Below are 16,885 nucleotides of genomic sequence, written 5' to 3'. Positions count from 1 at the left end.
CCGCGTCAAGCCTGACCGTTGCAACGCGGCGCACAATCGACTAACCCGCGCTGAAAGCATTCATGAGGGAACGGCCATGACAGCGGGCAAGAACGGCATCACCTATGCAGATGCGGGCGTGGATATCGATGCGGGCAACGCGCTGGTCGACCGGATCAAGCCCGCCGCCAAGCGGACGAACCGCCCCGGCGTCATGAGCGGCCTTGGCGGGTTCGGCGCGCTGTTCGACCTGAAAGGGGCAGGGTATTCCGACCCGATCCTGGTGGGGGCAACCGATGGCGTGGGTACCAAGCTGCGGATTGCGATCGACACGGGCGTGGTGGATGGTGTGGGGATCGACCTGGTGGCCATGTGCGTGAACGACCTGATCTGCCAGGGGGCCGAGCCGTTGTTCTTTCTAGATTACTTCGCCACGGGCAAGCTGGACACCGACACCGCCGCGCGGATCATCGAAGGCATCGCCGAGGGCTGCGTCCGCTCGGGCTGTGCCTTGATCGGGGGTGAAACCGCCGAGATGCCGGGGATGTACCCCGATGGCGATTTCGACCTGGCAGGCTTTGCTGTCGGCGCGATGGAGCGCGGCAGCGATCTGCCCGCCGGTGTGCAGGCCGGGGATGTTCTGCTGGGGCTGGCCTCGGACGGGGTGCATTCCAACGGCTACTCGCTGGTGCGTAAACTGGTTCAGATCTCGGGCCTGGGATGGGACGCGGACTCGCCCTTCTGCGACGGGCCTTTGGGAGAGGCGCTGCTGACGCCCACGCGGCTCTATGTCAAACCCGCCTTGGCCGCGATCCGGGCCGGTGGCGTGCACGCGCTGGCTCATATCACCGGCGGCGGGCTGACCGAGAACCTGCCGCGCGTGCTGCCCGACGACCTGGGTGCGCAAATCGACCTGAACGCCTGGGATCTGCCGCCGGTGTTCCGTTGGCTGGCGGAAACCGGGGGCATCGCCGAGGCGGAAATGCTCAAGACCTTCAACTGCGGGATCGGCATGATCGTCGTCTGTGCCGCCGACCGCGCAGATGACCTGGCCGCCCTGCTGACGGATGCCGGCGAGAGCGTCGCGCGCATCGGATCGGTCACCGAAGGGGCGGGCGTCAGCTACGCAGGCAAGCTGCTGTGAGCCACAAGCGCGTCGCCATCCTGATTTCCGGGGGCGGGTCGAACATGGTGTCGCTGGTCGACAGCATGACAGGCGACCACCCGGCGCGCCCCTGTCTGGTTCTGTCGAACAATGCAGATGCTGGCGGCTTGGCCAAGGCGGCGGATCGCGGGATTGCCACAGCCGTGGTCGATCACCGGCCGTTCGGCGGTGACCGCGCCGCGTTTGAGGCCGAGTTGTGCAAGCCGCTGCTCGAGACGCAGCCAGACATCGTCTGCCTGGCGGGGTTCATGCGCGTGCTGACGGGCGATTTCGTGTCCCGGTTTCAGGGGCGGATGCTGAATATCCACCCCTCGCTGCTGCCCAAGTACAAAGGGCTCAACACCCACGCCCGCGCCATCGCCGCCGGGGATGCCGAACACGGCTGCACCGTCCACGAGGTCACCGCGGCGCTGGATGATGGTCCGATCCTGGGGCAGGCCCGGGTTCCGGTCGAACCCGGCGACACCCCGGATTCGCTTGCACGGAAGGTGCTGGCCTGGGAACACAAGCTGTATCCGGCGGTTCTGGAGCGCTTTGCCCGTGGCGATCGCGCACCGGTGTTACTCCCCTGATCTTGCGCCAGAGATTTACATGAGCGGCCAATTCGGCCTATGGTCTGGCCAAGCGCTCGGGGCAGAAGAAACCAACGGGCAATGACCAGAGCAAGAGCAAGAATAGCAAGCGCATGAAGACCCTCAAAACCACGCGAGAGTTGGCTGACTTCTGCAAGGCTGCCGCCCAACACCCCTATGTGACCGTCGACACCGAATTCCTGCGCGAGCGGACCTACTACTCCAAGCTATGTCTGGTCCAGTTGGCCGTGCCCTCTGAAGACGAGGACAGCGCGGTATTGGTCGATCCGCTGGCAGACGGCTTGTCGCTTGAGCCGCTTTACGAATTGTTCCAGAACGAAAACGTCGTCAAAGTGTTCCATGCTGCCCGCCAGGACCTTGAGATTTTCTGGGTGGAGGCCGGTATTTTCCCCAAGCCGCTATTCGACACGCAGGTCGCTGCAATGGTTTGTGGTTTCGGGGAACAGGTTGGCTATGAAACGCTGGTTCGCAAAATCTGCAAACAGGGTCTGGACAAGACCTCGCGGTTTACTGATTGGTCGCGGCGCCCGCTGAGCGAGGCCCAGCAGACCTATGCGCTGGCGGACGTAACGCATTTGCGCAAAATCTATGAACATCTGGCCGCAGAGCTGGAAAAATCCAAGCGCAGCCATTGGGTAGCGGAGGAGTTGCGCGTTCTGACCGATCCGGCAACCTATGACATCCGCCCCGAAGAGGCATGGCGGCGGGTCAAGACCCGAACCAACTCGGCCAAGTTCCTTGCGGTGGTGCGGGAGCTTGCCCGGTTCCGTGAGGAATATGCCCAGCAGAACAACGTGCCACGCAGCCGTGTATTCAAGGATGATGCGCTGGTCGAGCTGGCGTCGACCAAACCACGCACGCATGCTGATCTGGGCAGCTCGCGTTTGCTGCTGCGCGAAGCGCGCAAAGGTGCCATCGCCGACGGTATTCTGGCCGCCGTTCAGGCCGGTGTGAATTGCCCGCCTGAGGATCTCCCACGGGTGGACAACAGCCGGGACAAGATCAAGGTGAACCCCGCGCTGGCTGACCTGCTGCGGGTATTGCTGAAGTCAAAGACGGAAACCGCAGGGGTCGCGGCCAAGCTCATCGCGACCAGCTCGGAGCTGGATCAGATCGCGGCTGGGGACCGTGACGTTGCTGCGATGTCCGGCTGGCGGTTCGAGGTTTTTGGCGAGGACGCGCTCAAACTCTGCAGAGGCGAGATTGCCTTGGCAGCGAAGGGACAAACTGTTCAGGTTGTCCCCCTGTAAGATCGAATTCAGCGCCGACGCGATTCCAGGGCGTTCTGCTGACCGACTACGCGGATCAAACGAATGCCTTCAAGGTCCTGACGGCTGACATTGACCGCATCGGTCACTTCACGCGTACGTTCGGGGCCCTGCGCAGTGGCATAGGTCGGGTAGTTCACGCGGAAAACGAACTCCATAACGCCGTTCTTCCGGTTTTCCTCGGATTCGACGAAGGTGAGCTTTGCGTCATAGGCGCCCTGGCGGAAGGCGGTGCCTTGCGCGACAACGATGGCACCCGAGGCGTTCGGCTCGATCCGCAGCTCGGTGATGGTGGTGATCGGTACGCTGGTATCTTCGGGTTCAGGGCGCGCGAACAGTCCCCGGCCCGAGCTTTGCTTCGGCACCAACGCATCTGCGTCGCTGGCCGATGTCTCGACCGGGGCAGGCGTGCTGTTCCCGAACCAGTTCGACGGGTTTGCCCGGGAATCGCGCCAGCTGCTGCAGGCGGACAGGGTCAACAGGGCGACAAGAAGGACGGAAACAGTTTTTTGCATGGACCCAAAGCTTTGCAAGGTATTACCCGCACTGGGTTAGCCTACTTTCGGTCGTTTGAAAAGCCGCCCATGGGGGTGGACACCGGACATCGGGCGACTTAGGTCAGAACCAGAACCGCAACCAGAGGACCCACGTTCATGGCCACGCCTGCCTTTGAGGAGATTGTCGAGGATTTCGAGTTCCTTGAGGACTGGGAAGACCGGTACCGCCACGTGATCGAGCAGGGCAAGGCGATGGAGCCGCTGGATGACGCCTTGAAGGTGCCGGCAACCAAAGTCCATGGCTGCGCCAGTCAGGTCTGGCTTCATCCGGTGATCGAATATGGTGTTTTTCGGTTTGACGGCGACAGCGACGCGCTGATCGTGCGCGGTCTGATCGCTGTATTGCGCTCGCTTTACAACGGTTTGCCCGTTGCCGAAGTGGAGAAGGTCGACGCCGCGGCCGAGCTTGCCCGATTGGGGTTGAATGAACATCTGTCGGCCCAGCGGTCGAACGGTGTGCGTGCGATGATCGACCGAATCCGAGACGTAGCGCGCGAAAACGCCTGAGCCGGTTTTGCCATTCGGGGGCCAATCAGGAAGAATTGGGGCGTGCGTCGGCCCAGTCTTTCAGCGCGGTCTCGAGATCGCCATATCCGGTAAAACGGCGTTCGAACTCCAGCCCCATCCGATCGGCGCATTCCTGTGCCCGACGGGTCAGTTCGGGGTCATCTGTCTGCGCTTGGTAGATCAGCTTGGTGTAATTTCCGAAATACATGTCGCGCAGTTCCGGGTGCCGATCCAGCCCCAGCGGTTTCCAGACGAACGCATCAAATTGTCTGGCCAGAAAGTCGGTCAGGTAAAAGGCCGTAGTCTCATCGTCGTCGCGTTCGGCGAATTTGTCGTTACCTTCGAAGAAGGAATAACAGTGCGGTCCCCGCACCATTTCGACACCCAGTCGTTTACAGGCCTGCTCCAACAGTCCGCCGGTCCCGCAATCGGCATAGACGACAAAAATCCGGTCATACTGGTCGCGATGCTTGGCGACGGCATCCTCGACGGCCTGAGTGATCCGTTCGGGATAGACATGCAGGATGGCGGGCAGGCACGTCAGTGCAAGGTGGTCCCAGCCGTTGCGTGACTTCAGGTCCAGAATCTCGCGCGCCAACGCACCGCAGGCGATCAACAGGATGCTTTGTTGTGCGTCCATCTCGTCAAACCCCTGTTCCGTCAGGCGTTTGTCGTCAGGTATGTCGTGCTGCGGCATGTGTCGCCTCCGCAAGGTTCCAATGTCAAATGACTGCGAAATAGCCCCCGATGCAAGTTCGCGTCCTTTGGGATCACACACTTGGCACCTGAGTTTCGATCTCGCTGTGATGCCACGGCCCGGAAATGAAAAAGCCGCCCGTACAGGCGGCTTTGACAAAACAAGGCGTGCAGGATCAACCCGCCAGTTGGTTGTGCTTGCGCGAGACGAACTCCTTGGCGGTTTCGACCGCAACCGCCGCGTCCCGGCAATAGGCGTCAGCGCCGATCGCCTTGCCGAACTCTTCGTTCAGCGGGGCGCCGCCGACCAGTACGATGTAATCGTCACGCTTGCCCTGTTCGACCAACGTGTCGATGACCACTTTCATGTACGGCATGGTCGTCGTCAGCAGGGCCGACATGCCCAGAATATCAGGCTGCTCGGTTTCAAGCGCTTCCAGGTAGTTTTCGACCGGATTGTTGATGCCGATATCGACAACCTCGAAACCGGCGCCTTCCATCATCATCGAGACGAGGTTCTTGCCGATGTCGTGGATGTCGCCCTTGACGGTGCCGATCACCATCTTGCCAACGCGCGGAGCGCCCGTTTCCGCCAGCAGAGGCTTGAGGATGGCCATGCCGCCCTTCATCGCGTTGGCGGCCAGCAGAACTTCGGGCACGAACAGGATGCCGTCGCGGAAATCCTGGCCGACGATAGTCATGCCGCCGACAAGCGCCTTGGTCAGAATGTCATAAGGTGCCCATCCACGTTCCAGCAGGATGTTCACGCCTTCTTCGATCTCTTCCTTCAGACCATCGTAGAGGTCATCAAACATCTGTTCGACGAGTTCGTCGTCGTTGAGTTCCGACAGGACGATGTCTTCTTCATCGGACATGGGTCATTTCCCTGAGCTGGCGGGCCTTGCGCCCTTGGTGGCTGTTTTTCCCGTTTTGGCCATTTCGCCGCAGTTAGACTGTGACGATTGCGACCTCGGCGGTTCCGAGACCGACCTATAGGTGAAAATCTTGCCGCGCTCGACGCCAAATTTCACATGATCTTTCTGAGCGGTATTCATGGGTTCTGTGCTTGAGACAAGGCCGGCAACTGTGATGGCAGACTTGCCGCGGAAACCCGCAGATGCTAGGAATTACGTGAACAAAGAGGGAACAAATATGCCGTTGCGCCACACTATTTCCGGGCGAGGTGCCGTATCGAACGATGCTGGTCGGTACGAGGCGTATGCGCACGAAGCGGTCGATGACGGCTGGGAGGATCCAGAACCTCTCCCTCCCCTGCGAACCTCGGTTCGGGACGAGGTCGCGAAGTCTCTGATCACCTACAACAAGTCACCGGATCTGCCATTTGACCGGTCGATCAACCCGTATCGCGGGTGCGAACACGGTTGCGTCTACTGCTTTGCCCGACCCACCCATGCATATCTCGGTCTATCTGCCGGGTTGGATTTCGAAACGCGTCTGATCGCACGTCCGAACGCTCCGGATGTGCTTGCGCGCGAGCTTTCGTCCGCGCGGTACAAGGTGGCGCCGATTGCGCTGGGTACAAATACGGACCCGTATCAGCCGATTGAAAAAACACGTTCGATCACAAGGGCATGCCTGGAGGTTCTGAGAGATTTCAACCACCCGGTTGCGATCGTGACCAAGGGTGCTTTGATCGAACGGGATATCGACATTCTCGCGCCCATGGCCGCCCTTGGGCTGGTCAGGGTTGGCATCTCGCTGACTACGTTGGATGATGGTCTGTCGCGGCGGATGGAACCGCGTGCCCCTGCACCAAGACGCCGGCTGCGCACGATCCGAAAGTTGACCCAGGCCGGGATTCCCGTGCGCGTCATGACGTCCCCGATCATTCCGGGACTGACCGATCACGAGCTTGAAGCGCTGTTGGAGGCGGGCTGCGACGCAGGCGCGGATGCGGCCAGTTGGATCATGCTACGGTTGCCCCGCGAAGTCTCTCAACTGTGGCAGGAGTGGTTGTCCGAGCACGAGCCTGGTCGCGCCGAAAAGGTCATGGCGCGGTTGCGCGAAATGCACGGGGGCAGGGACTACGACCCGCGGTGGGGGCATCGGATGCGCGGCGAGGGGGTCTACGCCGAAATGGTCGCCAAGCGGTTCAAGTCTGCGATTGCGCGACTTGGCTTGGCGACCACAACTCCCAAACTGCGTTGCGACCTCTTTGCACGGCCTGCGCGGGCCGGGGATCAATTGTCACTGTTCCAATAAGAAAAGACCCCGCTCGATGGCGGGGCCTTTTGTCTGTCTCAGCGGTTTTCGATGTCGACGTAGTCGCGCAGAGTTTCGCCCAGGTACAGCTGGCGCGGGCGGCCAATCTTGTTCTGAGGATCGGCGATCATTTCTTTCCACTGGCTGACCCAGCCAACGGTGCGCGACAGCGCGAAGATCGGGGTGAACATCGAGGTCGGGAAACCCATCGCCTCGAGAATGATGCCCGAGTAGAAATCGACGTTCGGGAACAGCTTCTTGTCGACGAAATACGGATCTTCCAGTGCTTGTTTCTCAAGCGCCTTGGCGACCTGCAGTTTCGGGTTGTTCTCGATGCCCAGCAAGTCCAGAACCTCATCGGCCGACTGCTTCATCACTTTGGCGCGCGGGTCAAAGTTCTTGTACACGCGGTGACCAAAGCCCATCAGGCGGAACGGATCGTTCTTGTCCTTGGCGCGTTCGATGAACTCGGGGATGCGGTCGACGCTGCCGATCTCTTCCAGCATCTCGAGGCAGGCCTGGTTGGCGCCGCCGTGCGCCGGGCCCCAGAGGCAGGCGATACCGGCCGCGATGCAGGCGAACGGGTTCGCGCCCGACGACGAAGCCAGACGCACGGTCGAGGTCGAGGCGTTCTGCTCGTGATCGGCGTGCAGGGTGAAAATCCGGTCCATGGCGCGGCTGAGGATCGGGTTGACGACGTAATCCTCGGCCGGAACGGCGAAGCACATGTACAGGAAATTCGACGCGTAGTCCAAGTCATTGCGCGGGTAGATGAACGGCTGACCGATCGAGTATTTGTATGCCATCGCCGCAATTGTCGGCATTTTGGCGATCAGGCGGTGCGTCGCGATTTCGCGCTGGCGCTCGTCGCCCACGTCAGTCGAGTCGTGATAGAAAGCCGACATGGCTCCGACCACGCCCACCATCGTAGCCATCGGATGCGCGTCGCGGCGGAAGCCACGGAAGAAATAGTGCATCTGCTCGTGGATCATGGTGTGGCGGGTGATGGTCGTTTCGAACTCTTCCAGTTCGTCGGCCTTGGGCAGGTACCCGTACAGCAGCAGGAAGCACACTTCGAGGAAGTGCGATTTCTCGGCCAGTTGGTCGATCGGATAGCCACGGTGCAGCAATTCGCCCTTTTCACCGTCGATATAGGTGATGGTGCTGTCGCAGCTTGCGGTCGAAGTGAAGCCCGGGTCGTAGGTGAACACGCCGGCCTGACCGTAGAGCTTGCGGATGTCGACTACGTCGGGTCCGGCCGTTGGCGAATGAACCGGCAACTCATAGGTTTTTCCGTGGACGGTCAGAGTCGCTGTCTTGTTGCTCTCGGTCATGTTTTCCCTTCCTCAATCAACGAATGCCGGCTCGCTGACCGACAAAACGGGCGGTGATCGCGCAAGACTGCGCGAGTCAGGTCGTAGCGGAGCAGCGTTACCCGAATGTGAAGTCAGGACTGTGCCGCTGCATCAGAAATCCGTGCAATGGTCTCATCCCGACCCAGCACGAGCATCATGTCAAAAACCGAAGGTGTGACGGCCCGACCCGCCAACGCAGCCCTGAGGGGGCCAGCCAGCTTGCCGAACTTCAACCCGTTTGCCTCGGCAAACGAATTGAGGGTCTCCTCCAGTTCGTTCCGTGTCCAGCTAGCATTTTGCAGCTGCGGCGTCAATTGATCCAGTATACCGTCGGATACAGAACTCAGCGCCTTTTCTGCTTTCTCATCGCGCTCGATCGGTCGCGAGGTCAGTGCAAAATGCGCCTTTTCAAGGAGTTCCGGAAATGTACGCGCCCGATCCTTGAGGCAATACATCGCACGTTCCAAATCACCCGATTGTGTTTCTGTCAGCGCAGGCAGTCCAGCGGCGTCCAGATATTCTTCGATTTCTTGCCGCAATGCAGCATCATCGGATATGGCGATGTGCTGTCCGCACAAGTTCTCGAGCTTTTTCAGATCGAACCGCGCCGGGCTTTTCCCGATTCCGTCCAGGTCGAACCATTCCTTGGCCTGTTCATCGGTAAAGAACTCGTCGTCCCCGTGGCTCCAGCCCAGGCGCGCCAGATAGTTTCGCATACCGGCGGCAGGATAGCCCATGGCCTGATACTCCTGCGCGCCCAATGCGCCGTGCCGCTTGCTGAGTTTCTTGCCGTCAGGGCCATGGATCAGCGGGATGTGCGCCAAAACCGGAACCTTCCAGCCCATGGCTTCATAGATCATCATCTGCCGCGCCGCGTTGTTCAGGTGGTCGTCGCCACGAATGACATGCGTCACACCCATGTCGTGGTCATCAACGACCACTGCCAGCATATAGACCGGCGTACCGTCCGAACGCAGGAGGACCATGTCGTCCAGCTGATCGTTTCGGATGGTTACGTCACCTTGGACCTTGTCGCGGATGATCGTTGTGCCATCCTGCGGAGCCTTGATCCGCACAACGAAGGGGCGGTCGGGGTGGGTGCTGGGGTCGGCGTCGCGCCACGGGCTACGGAACAGGGTCGACTTGCCTTCAGCCCGGGCCTGTTCACGAAAGGCCGCGATTTCTTCTTGGGTCGCAAAGCACTTGTATGCTTTGCCTTCTGCCAGCAGCTGATGCGCGACTTCGGCGTGACGAGCTGCGCCCTCGAACTGGCTGATGACATCTCCGTCGTGGTCGAGCCCGAGCCAGCTCATGCCCTTGAGGATTGCCTCTGTCGCTTCGGGCGTTGACCGTTCGCGGTCCGTGTCTTCGATCCGCAGCAGGAACTTTCCGCCACGACCGCGGGCGTAAAGCCAATTGAACAGCGCAGTACGGGCTCCGCCAATGTGCAGATAGCCGGTGGGCGAGGGTGCAAATCGGGTGACGACCTGATCGGACATTGTAGTGATTAACCTTTTCGTAACCGCGTTGAGCGTAGAGTTGAGCCTGTCTAACGAGCCTCAAGGACGGGGGCAACCATGCGTGTTGTGGCGTGGGTCGAAGGTGCGTTGCTAAACCAGCGAGGGCACCTTTTGCCTTGGTCTCCGGTTTGTCTGGCCATTGGCATAGGCCTGTATTTCGCAATCCGGTTCGAGCCGGATGCGCGGATTTATTCGGGCCTGTCCGGGTTGGTCCTGCTTGCCATTTGGGCCAGCCGCCGGATGTCGTCTGCCTGGGCTCCGTTGGCAATAGGGGGGGCGCTGGTCGCCGTCGGGTTCATCTTGGCGGGTGCTCGCGCTCACATGGTTGCAGAGCCGGTTTTGAAATGGCGCTATTACGGCCCGGTTGAGGGGAGGGTCGTGGCGTTGGATCGCTCTGCTTCGGATGCGCTGCGGGTTACGCTGGACCAGGTGCGGATCGGGGACGTGCCGCCGGACCAAACCCCGCGGCGCATCCGACTTTCTTTGCATGGCGACCATGTACCGATTGTGCCTGGTCAACGCATTATGACAACGGCCCATCTGTCACCGCCGCAAGGACCCGTCGAGCCTGGCGGCTTTGACTTTCGTCGGCACGCTTGGTTTCAGCGCTTGGGCGCGGTCGGATACGCGCGCACGCCAGTGGTCACCGCTGCTCCGGCCCGCTTTGAGGCCGGGGTGCGTGTCGCTGCCGTACGCATGGCCATTTCCGACAGAGTGAGAGAAGTGCTGCCAGGTGATGTCGGCGGCTTTGCCGCGTCTGTTTCGACCGGGGATCGCAGCGGCATCAGCGCCGCCGCTTTGGACAATTTGCGTGCGTCGAACCTTGCTCATCTGCTTGCAATCTCAGGCCTGCATATGGGGTTGTTGACGGGGTTCGTCTTTGTGACTTGCCGGGTACTGCTTGCGGCCTTGCCCGCGTTGGCATTGCGGTGGCCGGTTCGCAAGGTTGCCGCGGTCTGCGCGCTGATCGCTGCAACGCTCTATCTGTTGCTTTCTGGGGGCAATGTCGCGACCGAGCGCGCCTTCGTGATGGTATCGGTTCTGTTTGGGGCGGTTTTTATCGATCGGCGTGCCATATCGTTGCGGGCCGTCGCGGTTGCCGCGCTGTTGGTGCTGTTTCTTCGCCCCGAATCATTGCTCAGCCCCGGTTTTCAGATGTCCTTTGCCGCCACGACAGCACTGGTCGCGGTTTTCGGTGCCCTTCGCGACGTCGAGGTTCCAAGAGTACCCAAGTGGTTGCGCCCGGCGGGTGGGCTTCTGTGCTCCTCGGCAGTCGCTGGTTTGGCGACGGCCCCAATTGGTGCGGCACATTTCAACATGGTGTCGCACTATGGCTTGCTGGCTAACACCCTGTCCGTGCCGGTTATGGGATCCGTCGTGGTTCCCTCGGCAGTTCTGGCAGCGATCCTCGCGCCTTTCGGGCTCGAGGCCGTGGCGATCCATGTGATGGGAATCGGGCTGGCGTGGATCCTGGCCGTCTCGGACTGGGTGTCCGGCCTGGATGGTGCACGGGGCTTCGTTGCCAGCTCGCCCGGTTTTGTCCTGCCGCTGTTTTCCTTGGGTGCGCTGTGGGCCATCTTGTGGCAGGGACGCAGCCGCTGGGTCGGAGTTTTTCCGATGGCGTTCGCCGCAGTATTCTGGGGGCAAGGCCAGCGGCCCGAGGTGCTGATCGCCGATTCAGGTGGTTTGGTCGGGGTGATGACCGAGCAGGGCCGCGCGTTGAGCAAGGAAAAAGGCGCTGGGTTCGTCGCTTCGGTCTGGCTTGAAAACGATGGAGACGGAGCAACCCAGCCGGAGGCTGCGGGCCGGTGGCCATCGGCCCCAGATCTTGTTCAGCGCTATCCTTTAGAGGATTTCCAGCTGGTCCACATCACGGGCAAGCGCGCGGCGCAGCAGGTCAGCGTTTGCCGACCGGGCGAACTCGTGGTCACTGCCGTGCCGATCAAACTGACTGGTGACTGCGCCGTTTTTGATCCAGACCGACTGCGAAAGACCGGAAGCCTTGCGATCCGCCAAGGAAAGTTGTTCAGCAGCGCTGATGCGACGGGGCCGCGCCTTTGGTCACCGGCTCGGCCCGACGGCTTCAGTAAGTCCGAATAAGTCCGACCAGACGCCCTTGAACCTTGACCTTGTCCTCGGGCAATACCCGCGTTTCGTAAGCGGGGTTGGCGGCCTCGAGCGCGATCGCCTGGCCGCGCCGGAAGAACCTTTTGAGGGTTGCTTCCTGGTCTTCGACCAAAGCCACGACGATGTCGCCATTGTCTGCCGAAGACGTTTCGCGGATGACGACCACGTCCCCGTCATTGATACCGGCGTCGATCATGGAGTCTCCCCGCACCTCAAGGGCATAGTGTTCGCCACGGCCCGATACCATCGTGCCCGGTACCGCAACATGATGGGAAATGTGGCTGATCGCCTCGATAGGAACACCGGCGGCAATTCTGCCCATCACCGGAAGTTCGAGAGCGTCCACCGACACAGGATCGACATTGGCGGGGCGGGGCACGCTGGGCTTGTCACCTTCGATCACGCGAGGCGTGAAGCCGGCGGTCGGCTCGCCTCCAAGACTCTCGGGCAGTTTCACGATCTCGATCGCGCGCGCCCTGTGGGCGAGACGCCGGATGAACCCACGCTCTTCCAGTGCAGTAATCAACCGATGGATGCCGGATTTGGATCTCAGGTCCAACGCCGTTTTCATTTCGTCAAAGCTGGGTGGAACACCGTCCGCCTGAACGCGTTTGTGGATGAATTCCAGCAAATCCAATTGCTTCTTGGTCAGCATCGCTCACACCTCGTTGCCCATGCGTTTTCTTTTGTTCTACGCATGTTCACGTTTTGTGTCAATGGATTTGCCGGCTGAACCTAAATCGGCAGGTAGGACACCGTTTCCCCCGCAGCCCGTGCGGGATCGTTTGGAGGACGCATCAACAAGGCGTTCGACCGCGCCAGAACGCTGAGCAGCGAACTGTCCTGATCCTCGAACGCGCGTATTCCATCGCTTTCCAATCGAGCGCGCATGTAATGCTCGCGCGGGCCGTTTGGTGGAAGGGCATCCGACAAGATGGCCTGATGGAGAATCGGGTCAACAGTCTGGATGCCCAGCATCTTTTTGACCAAGGGGACCAGGAAGAGATATCCGCAAACCATCGCGCTGACTGGGTTGCCGGGCAACCCGATCATCGCTGCATCACCCAGCCGCCCGGCCATCAGCGGCTTGCCGGGGCGCATCAGGACCTTGTAGAAGGATTGCTCGAGCCCCAGCCGATGCGATGCTTCGGCCACAAGGTCGTAGTCACCCACCGACGCTCCGCCAATTGTCACGACCAGATCGGAGCCTTCGGCCAAGCCAAACGCGGTTTCCAGCGATGACAGGGTGTCCTGTGCCACTGGCAACATGCGAACATGTGCGCCAGCTTTCTCGAGCAACGCTTTGATGCCAAACGAGTTCGAGGCAATGATCTGGTCAGGTCCCGGAGTTTCGCCCGGCATGACCAGCTCGTTTCCCGTGGCGATCAGCGCGATCTGAGGTTTGGTGGCCACGGAGACGGTTGGAACATTCATCGCCGCCAGCAATGCAAGATCTTCGGGCGAGAGGACTCGCGGCGCACTAACTACATCGCCGATGGTGAAGTCCACGCCTGCCGGTCGGATGTTGGTTTTTTGGCCGGGATCTTCCGTGATCGTCAACAGATCGCCGCGCAGGTCGGTATCTTCCTGGATGACGACGAAATCTGCCCCGTCGGGGACCGGAGCCCCGGTGAAGATTCGAACCGCCTGGCCCGGGCCAACCTTGCCGGTGAAACGCTGGCCAGCGGCGGCCTCACCGATGACCTTGAACATCGCGTGACGTTCCACTTCGGCTGACTTCAGCGCATATCCATCCATTGAAGAGGCGGCAAACGGGGGTTGGTCCCGCTCGGCTTTTACATCCCGCATCAGCACTCGACCGGCCGCGTCAGCAAGCGCAATCTGCTCTTCGGGCATGGTGGCTACCAGGCCGAACAGCAGCTGTCGGGCTTCTTCAACCGTTATCATTTCGCCTCGTAACGACCTGATTTGCCGCCATCTTTCAGCAGAACGCGGATGCCGCCGATTTCCATTGCCTTGTCAACGGCTTTGGCCATGTCATAGACGGTCAGTGCTGCGGTAGACACGGCTGTCAAGGCCTCCATCTCGACGCCAGTCTGTCCAGTGGTCTTGACCGTCGCTTCGATCTGCACGCCCGGCAGGTCCGGGTCCAATGTCAGGTCAACCGACACCTTGGTGACAGGCAAGGGATGGCACAGCGGAATCAGGTCCGGTGTCTTCTTTGCCCCCATGATCCCGGCCAACCGGGCAACCCCCAGAACATCGCCCTTCTTCGCGCGGCCTTCGGAAATGATTTCAAAGGTTTGTTGCGCCATTTTCACGTAACCCGCGGCAACGGCGACGCGGTTCGTCGTGTCCTTGTCCGATACATCGACCATATGGGCCTGGCCGTCGCTGTCAAAATGCGTCAGGGGCATCACATGACCCCCGGCACCAGCGGGTTCGACAGAATGTGACGGGTTGCGGCGGCGACGTCCTGCTGCCGCATGAGGCTTTCTCCGATCAGGAAACACCGAGCACCATAGCGGGCGATATCCGCAAGGTCTTCCGGGGTGTTCAGCCCGCTTTCGCACACGATCATGCGGTCAGCAGGAACCAGCTTGGACAAGCGACGAGTGGTATCAAGCGAGGTCTCGAAGGTCTTGAGATTGCGGTTGTTTATCCCGATGAGGGGGCTTTTGAGATCGGCCGCGCGCTCAAGCTCGGCCTCGTCATGTACCTCGATCAGGACATCCATGTCCCAGTCAAACGCGGTCTGTTCCAGTTCGGCGGCTTGCTGATCGTCGACCGATGCCATGATGATCAGGATACAGTCGGCACCCAGTGCACGCGCTTCGACCACTTGATAGGGATCATACATGAAGTCCTTGCGCAGCGCCGGAAGCGAGCATGCATCCCGGGCAGCGGTCAGGAATTCCTTGGCACCCTGAAAGCTGGGCGTGTCGGTCAAAACCGAAAGGCAGGCAGCGCCACCTTCTTCATAGGCTTTTGCCAGCGCGGGCGGATCGAAATCCTCACGGATCAACCCCTTGGACGGGCTTGCCTTCTTGATTTCGGCGATCAGACCATAACCGCGGCGACTTGCCGTGCGCAGAGCATCCACAAAGCCGCGCGTTTCAGACGCTTCTCGGGCTTGTTGCTCGACCTCGTCCAGAGAAACTTGGGCTTTGTCGGCGGCGACTTCTTCCAGCTTGTAGGCCTTGATCTTGTCCAAAACGGTTTCGGTCATGCGGCTTCCTGTGTGAGTTGTGCCAGAGCAGCAATCTTGTCTTTCGCCTTGCCGCTGTCGATGCTTTCGGCGGCCATTTCGACGCCTTGTTTCAGGTTCGGTGCAGCTTCGGCGACCACAAGGGCCGCAGCCGCGTTCAACAGGACCGCATCCCGGTAGGCCGACGGCGCGCCATCCAGCAATGCGCGGAACGCAACGGCGTTTTCCTCGGGTGTGCCGCCCAGAATATCTTCAAACGGATGAACCGGCAGGCCCGCATCTTCGGGATGCAGTTCGACCTCTTTCACCCGTCCGTCCTCAAGCGACGCGACCCAGCTGATGCCAGTAATCGTCAACTCGTCGGTCCCGTCCGAGCCATGTACCAGCCAGGCGTGCTCGGCCCCGAGCAAGCCAAGAGTCTCGGCCATCGGTCGGATCAGGTCGCGGCTGAAGGCTCCGGTCAGCTGCCGCTTGACACCGGCGGGGTTGGTCAGGGGGCCAAGGATATTGAAAATGGTTCGGGTGCCAAGCTCTTGCCGGGTGGGCATGACATGGGCGATGGCCGGGTGATGCATGGGCGCCATCATGAACCCGATGCCGACGGACTGCAAAGCCTTTTCAACAACTTGCGGCCCGACCATCACGTTGATTCCCATCTGTCCCAATGCATCGGCGGCCCCGGATTTCGAGCTGAGATTCCGGTTGCCGTGCTTGGCCACGGTCACACCCGCGCCAGCCACGACAAAGGCCGTCGCGGTCGAGATATTGAGCGTGCCTTTCCCGTCGCCGCCGGTTCCCACGATGTCGATCGCGCCCGCTGGTGCTTTGACCGCGTTGCATTTCGCGCGCATCACGGCGGCGGCGGCGGCATATTCCTCGACCGTTTCGCCGCGCGTCCGCATGGCCATCAACAGACCGCCGATCTGGCTGGGCGTCGCGCGACCCTCAAACAGGATCTCAAAGGCCTGTTCGGCTTCGGCACGGGTCAGGGCGCGATCGGCCGCAGCTCCGATCAGCGGTTTCAGCGCGTCACTCATGCGGGGACTTTCATTTCGTTCAGGAAATTCTTCAGCAGCGCGTGGCCGTGTTCCGAGGCGATCGATTCCGGGTGGAATTGAACACCGTGGATCGGCAGCTTTTTGTGTTGCAGGCCCATGATGGTGCCGTCTTCCAACTCGGCCGTGATTTCAAGGCAATCGGGCAGGGTATCCCGATCGACGACCAGTGAGTGGTAGCGGGTCGCCTCAAACGGTGACGGCAGGCCGGCGAACAGACCTTTGCCAGTGTGATGCATGGTTCCCATTTTACCGTGCACGATTTCATGGCACCGCACGACCTTGCCGCCAAAGGCCTGACCAATGGTCTGGTGACCCAGACATACACCCATCAAAGGCGTGCGCGTTTCCGCAGCTGCCTCGGTCAGCGCGAGGCAGATCCCGGCCTGGTCAGGATCACAAGGGCCGGGGCTCAGCAAGATGCCGGCAGGGTTCATGGCCATCGCTTCCTGCACATCCAGCGCATCATTGCGGCGCACGACCATTTCCGCGCCCAATTCGCCCAAATAGTGGACAAGGTTGTAGGTAAACGAGTCGTAGTTGTCGATCAGCAGCAGCATTTGGCACTTGTCTTGTGTTTGGGCAATTCGGACTGGCGATACAGCCCCGCGCCACGGTATAGTGTTGGGACATACATGCTCAGGCTTGTGCGGCAGCGTCAAGGGGACAAC

The 16,885-nt window shown here is 60.7% G+C and carries 17 protein-coding genes; 6 read left to right on the top strand and 11 right to left on the bottom strand.

Annotation, left to right across the window (positions count from 1 at the left end):
- Positions 1-76: 76 nt before the first annotated feature.
- The 3 genes from purM (at position 77) to rnd (ending at position 2,987) form a co-directional block, all read left to right on the top strand.
- Positions 77-1,123 (top strand): phosphoribosylformylglycinamidine cyclo-ligase, encoded by a 1,047-nt coding sequence (gene purM / locus ACR3EK_RS08340; protein ID WP_480633130.1) that lies wholly within the window; start codon positions 77-79, stop codon positions 1,121-1,123.
- Complete coding sequence (gene purN / locus ACR3EK_RS08335; protein WP_480633129.1) at positions 1,120-1,716, top strand: phosphoribosylglycinamide formyltransferase; 597 nt, start codon at positions 1,120-1,122, stop codon at positions 1,714-1,716. The genes purM and purN overlap by 4 nt, the downstream gene beginning before the upstream one ends.
- 113 nt (positions 1,717-1,829) lie before the next feature.
- Positions 1,830-2,987 carry a ribonuclease D gene (rnd, locus tag ACR3EK_RS08330; RefSeq protein WP_170510983.1) on the top strand — a complete coding sequence of 386 codons (1,158 nt, stop codon included), beginning with the start codon at positions 1,830-1,832 and terminating at the stop codon, positions 2,985-2,987.
- Positions 2,988-2,995: 8 nt separating this feature from the next.
- On the opposite strand, the gene ACR3EK_RS08325 is transcribed toward rnd, so the two are convergent.
- Entirely contained in the window at positions 2,996-3,520 is a 525-nt protein-coding gene (locus ACR3EK_RS08325) for a hypothetical protein (RefSeq protein WP_170338953.1), read from the bottom strand.
- A 138-nt stretch (positions 3,521-3,658) separates the two neighbouring features.
- Here ACR3EK_RS08325 and ACR3EK_RS08320 point away from each other — a divergent pair, with 138 nt between their 5' ends.
- Positions 3,659-4,069 (top strand): SufE family protein, encoded by a 411-nt coding sequence (locus tag ACR3EK_RS08320; RefSeq protein ID WP_480633128.1) that lies wholly within the window; start codon positions 3,659-3,661, stop codon positions 4,067-4,069.
- Positions 4,070-4,094: 25 nt separating this feature from the next.
- Here ACR3EK_RS08320 and ACR3EK_RS08315 read toward each other — a convergent pair whose 3' ends face one another.
- Positions 4,095-4,766, bottom strand: coding sequence for a DUF1638 domain-containing protein (locus tag ACR3EK_RS08315; RefSeq protein WP_480633127.1), 672 nt, complete (start codon positions 4,764-4,766; stop codon positions 4,095-4,097).
- Positions 4,767-4,941: 175 nt separating this feature from the next.
- Complete coding sequence (locus ACR3EK_RS08310) at positions 4,942-5,640, bottom strand: corrinoid protein (RefSeq protein ID WP_093962188.1); 699 nt, start codon at positions 5,638-5,640, stop codon at positions 4,942-4,944.
- 277 nt (positions 5,641-5,917) lie between these two features.
- Between ACR3EK_RS08310 and ACR3EK_RS08305 the strand changes: the two genes are divergently transcribed.
- On the top strand, positions 5,918-6,988 hold the full coding sequence (locus ACR3EK_RS08305; protein ID WP_480633126.1) for a PA0069 family radical SAM protein: 1,071 nt from the start codon (positions 5,918-5,920) through the stop codon (positions 6,986-6,988).
- A gap of 38 nt (positions 6,989-7,026) precedes the next feature.
- Here the strand turns inward: ACR3EK_RS08305 and gltA are convergent, their stop codons facing one another.
- Both gltA and gltX read right to left on the bottom strand, forming a co-directional pair.
- Positions 7,027-8,322 carry a citrate synthase gene (gene gltA, locus ACR3EK_RS08300; RefSeq protein WP_170338439.1) on the bottom strand — a complete coding sequence of 432 codons (1,296 nt, stop codon included), beginning with the start codon at positions 8,320-8,322 and terminating at the stop codon, positions 7,027-7,029.
- 113 nt (positions 8,323-8,435) lie between these two features.
- On the bottom strand, positions 8,436-9,842 hold the full coding sequence (gene gltX, locus ACR3EK_RS08295; protein WP_480633125.1) for a glutamate--tRNA ligase: 1,407 nt from the start codon (positions 9,840-9,842) through the stop codon (positions 8,436-8,438).
- A gap of 78 nt (positions 9,843-9,920) precedes the next feature.
- Here gltX and ACR3EK_RS08290 point away from each other — a divergent pair, with 78 nt between their 5' ends.
- A complete protein-coding gene (locus ACR3EK_RS08290) occupies positions 9,921-11,963 on the top strand; it encodes a ComEC/Rec2 family competence protein (RefSeq protein WP_480633124.1) in 2,043 nt (680 codons plus the stop codon).
- On the opposite strand, the gene lexA is transcribed toward ACR3EK_RS08290, so the two are convergent.
- The 6 genes from lexA to ACR3EK_RS08260 all read right to left on the bottom strand — a co-directional run bounded on the left by lexA (position 11,947) and on the right by ACR3EK_RS08260 (position 16,774).
- Positions 11,947-12,645 (bottom strand): transcriptional repressor LexA, encoded by a 699-nt coding sequence (gene lexA / locus ACR3EK_RS08285; protein ID WP_170363386.1) that lies wholly within the window; start codon positions 12,643-12,645, stop codon positions 11,947-11,949. The genes ACR3EK_RS08290 and lexA overlap by 17 nt on opposite strands.
- Positions 12,646-12,725: 80 nt before the next feature.
- A complete protein-coding gene (locus ACR3EK_RS08280; RefSeq protein ID WP_480633123.1) occupies positions 12,726-13,898 on the bottom strand; it encodes a molybdopterin molybdotransferase MoeA in 1,173 nt (390 codons plus the stop codon).
- Positions 13,895-14,368, bottom strand: coding sequence for a cyclic pyranopterin monophosphate synthase MoaC (gene moaC / locus ACR3EK_RS08275; protein WP_170338969.1), 474 nt, complete (start codon positions 14,366-14,368; stop codon positions 13,895-13,897). Before moaC ends, ACR3EK_RS08280 begins: the two co-directional genes overlap by 4 nt.
- Positions 14,368-15,180 carry an indole-3-glycerol phosphate synthase TrpC gene (trpC, locus tag ACR3EK_RS08270; RefSeq protein WP_480633122.1) on the bottom strand — a complete coding sequence of 271 codons (813 nt, stop codon included), beginning with the start codon at positions 15,178-15,180 and terminating at the stop codon, positions 14,368-14,370. Before trpC ends, moaC begins: the two co-directional genes overlap by 1 nt.
- Positions 15,177-16,196 carry an anthranilate phosphoribosyltransferase gene (trpD, locus tag ACR3EK_RS08265; RefSeq protein WP_480633121.1) on the bottom strand — a complete coding sequence of 340 codons (1,020 nt, stop codon included), beginning with the start codon at positions 16,194-16,196 and terminating at the stop codon, positions 15,177-15,179. The genes trpC and trpD overlap by 4 nt, the downstream gene beginning before the upstream one ends.
- A complete protein-coding gene (locus ACR3EK_RS08260; protein ID WP_480633120.1) occupies positions 16,193-16,774 on the bottom strand; it encodes an anthranilate synthase component II in 582 nt (193 codons plus the stop codon). Before ACR3EK_RS08260 ends, trpD begins: the two co-directional genes overlap by 4 nt.
- Positions 16,775-16,885: the final 111 nt, after the last annotated feature.

Source organism: Ruegeria sp. BC8, assembly GCF_056535705.1.
Note: the sequence above shows the minus strand (reverse complement) of the source record. Positions and strands in the feature narration are given on the sequence as shown.

Bases quoted from the DNA above. Each gene is read 5' to 3' on its own strand.
- purM (WP_480633130.1), top strand. From the start codon at position 77: ATGACAGCGGGCAAGAACGGCATCACCTATGCAGATGCGGGCGTGGAT.
- rnd (WP_170510983.1), top strand. From the start codon at position 1,830: ATGAAGACCCTCAAAACCACGCGAGAGTTGGCTGACTTCTGCAAGGCT.
- ACR3EK_RS08325 (WP_170338953.1), bottom strand. From the start codon at position 3,520: ATGCAAAAAACTGTTTCCGTCCTTCTTGTCGCCCTGTTGACCCTGTCC.
- ACR3EK_RS08320 (WP_480633128.1), top strand. From the start codon at position 3,659: ATGGCCACGCCTGCCTTTGAGGAGATTGTCGAGGATTTCGAGTTCCTT.
- ACR3EK_RS08315 (WP_480633127.1), bottom strand. From the start codon at position 4,766: ATGCCGCAGCACGACATACCTGACGACAAACGCCTGACGGAACAGGGG.
- ACR3EK_RS08310 (WP_093962188.1), bottom strand. From the start codon at position 5,640: ATGTCCGATGAAGAAGACATCGTCCTGTCGGAACTCAACGACGACGAA.
- ACR3EK_RS08305 (WP_480633126.1), top strand. From the start codon at position 5,918: ATGCCGTTGCGCCACACTATTTCCGGGCGAGGTGCCGTATCGAACGAT.
- gltA (WP_170338439.1), bottom strand. From the start codon at position 8,322: ATGACCGAGAGCAACAAGACAGCGACTCTGACCGTCCACGGAAAAACC.
- gltX (WP_480633125.1), bottom strand. From the start codon at position 9,842: ATGTCCGATCAGGTCGTCACCCGATTTGCACCCTCGCCCACCGGCTAT.
- ACR3EK_RS08290 (WP_480633124.1), top strand. From the start codon at position 9,921: ATGCGTGTTGTGGCGTGGGTCGAAGGTGCGTTGCTAAACCAGCGAGGG.
- lexA (WP_170363386.1), bottom strand. From the start codon at position 12,645: ATGCTGACCAAGAAGCAATTGGATTTGCTGGAATTCATCCACAAACGC.
- ACR3EK_RS08280 (WP_480633123.1), bottom strand. From the start codon at position 13,898: ATGATAACGGTTGAAGAAGCCCGACAGCTGCTGTTCGGCCTGGTAGCC.
- moaC (WP_170338969.1), bottom strand. From the start codon at position 14,368: ATGCCCCTGACGCATTTTGACAGCGACGGCCAGGCCCATATGGTCGAT.
- trpC (WP_480633122.1), bottom strand. From the start codon at position 15,180: ATGACCGAAACCGTTTTGGACAAGATCAAGGCCTACAAGCTGGAAGAA.
- trpD (WP_480633121.1), bottom strand. From the start codon at position 16,196: ATGAGTGACGCGCTGAAACCGCTGATCGGAGCTGCGGCCGATCGCGCC.
- ACR3EK_RS08260 (WP_480633120.1), bottom strand. From the start codon at position 16,774: ATGCTGCTGCTGATCGACAACTACGACTCGTTTACCTACAACCTTGTC.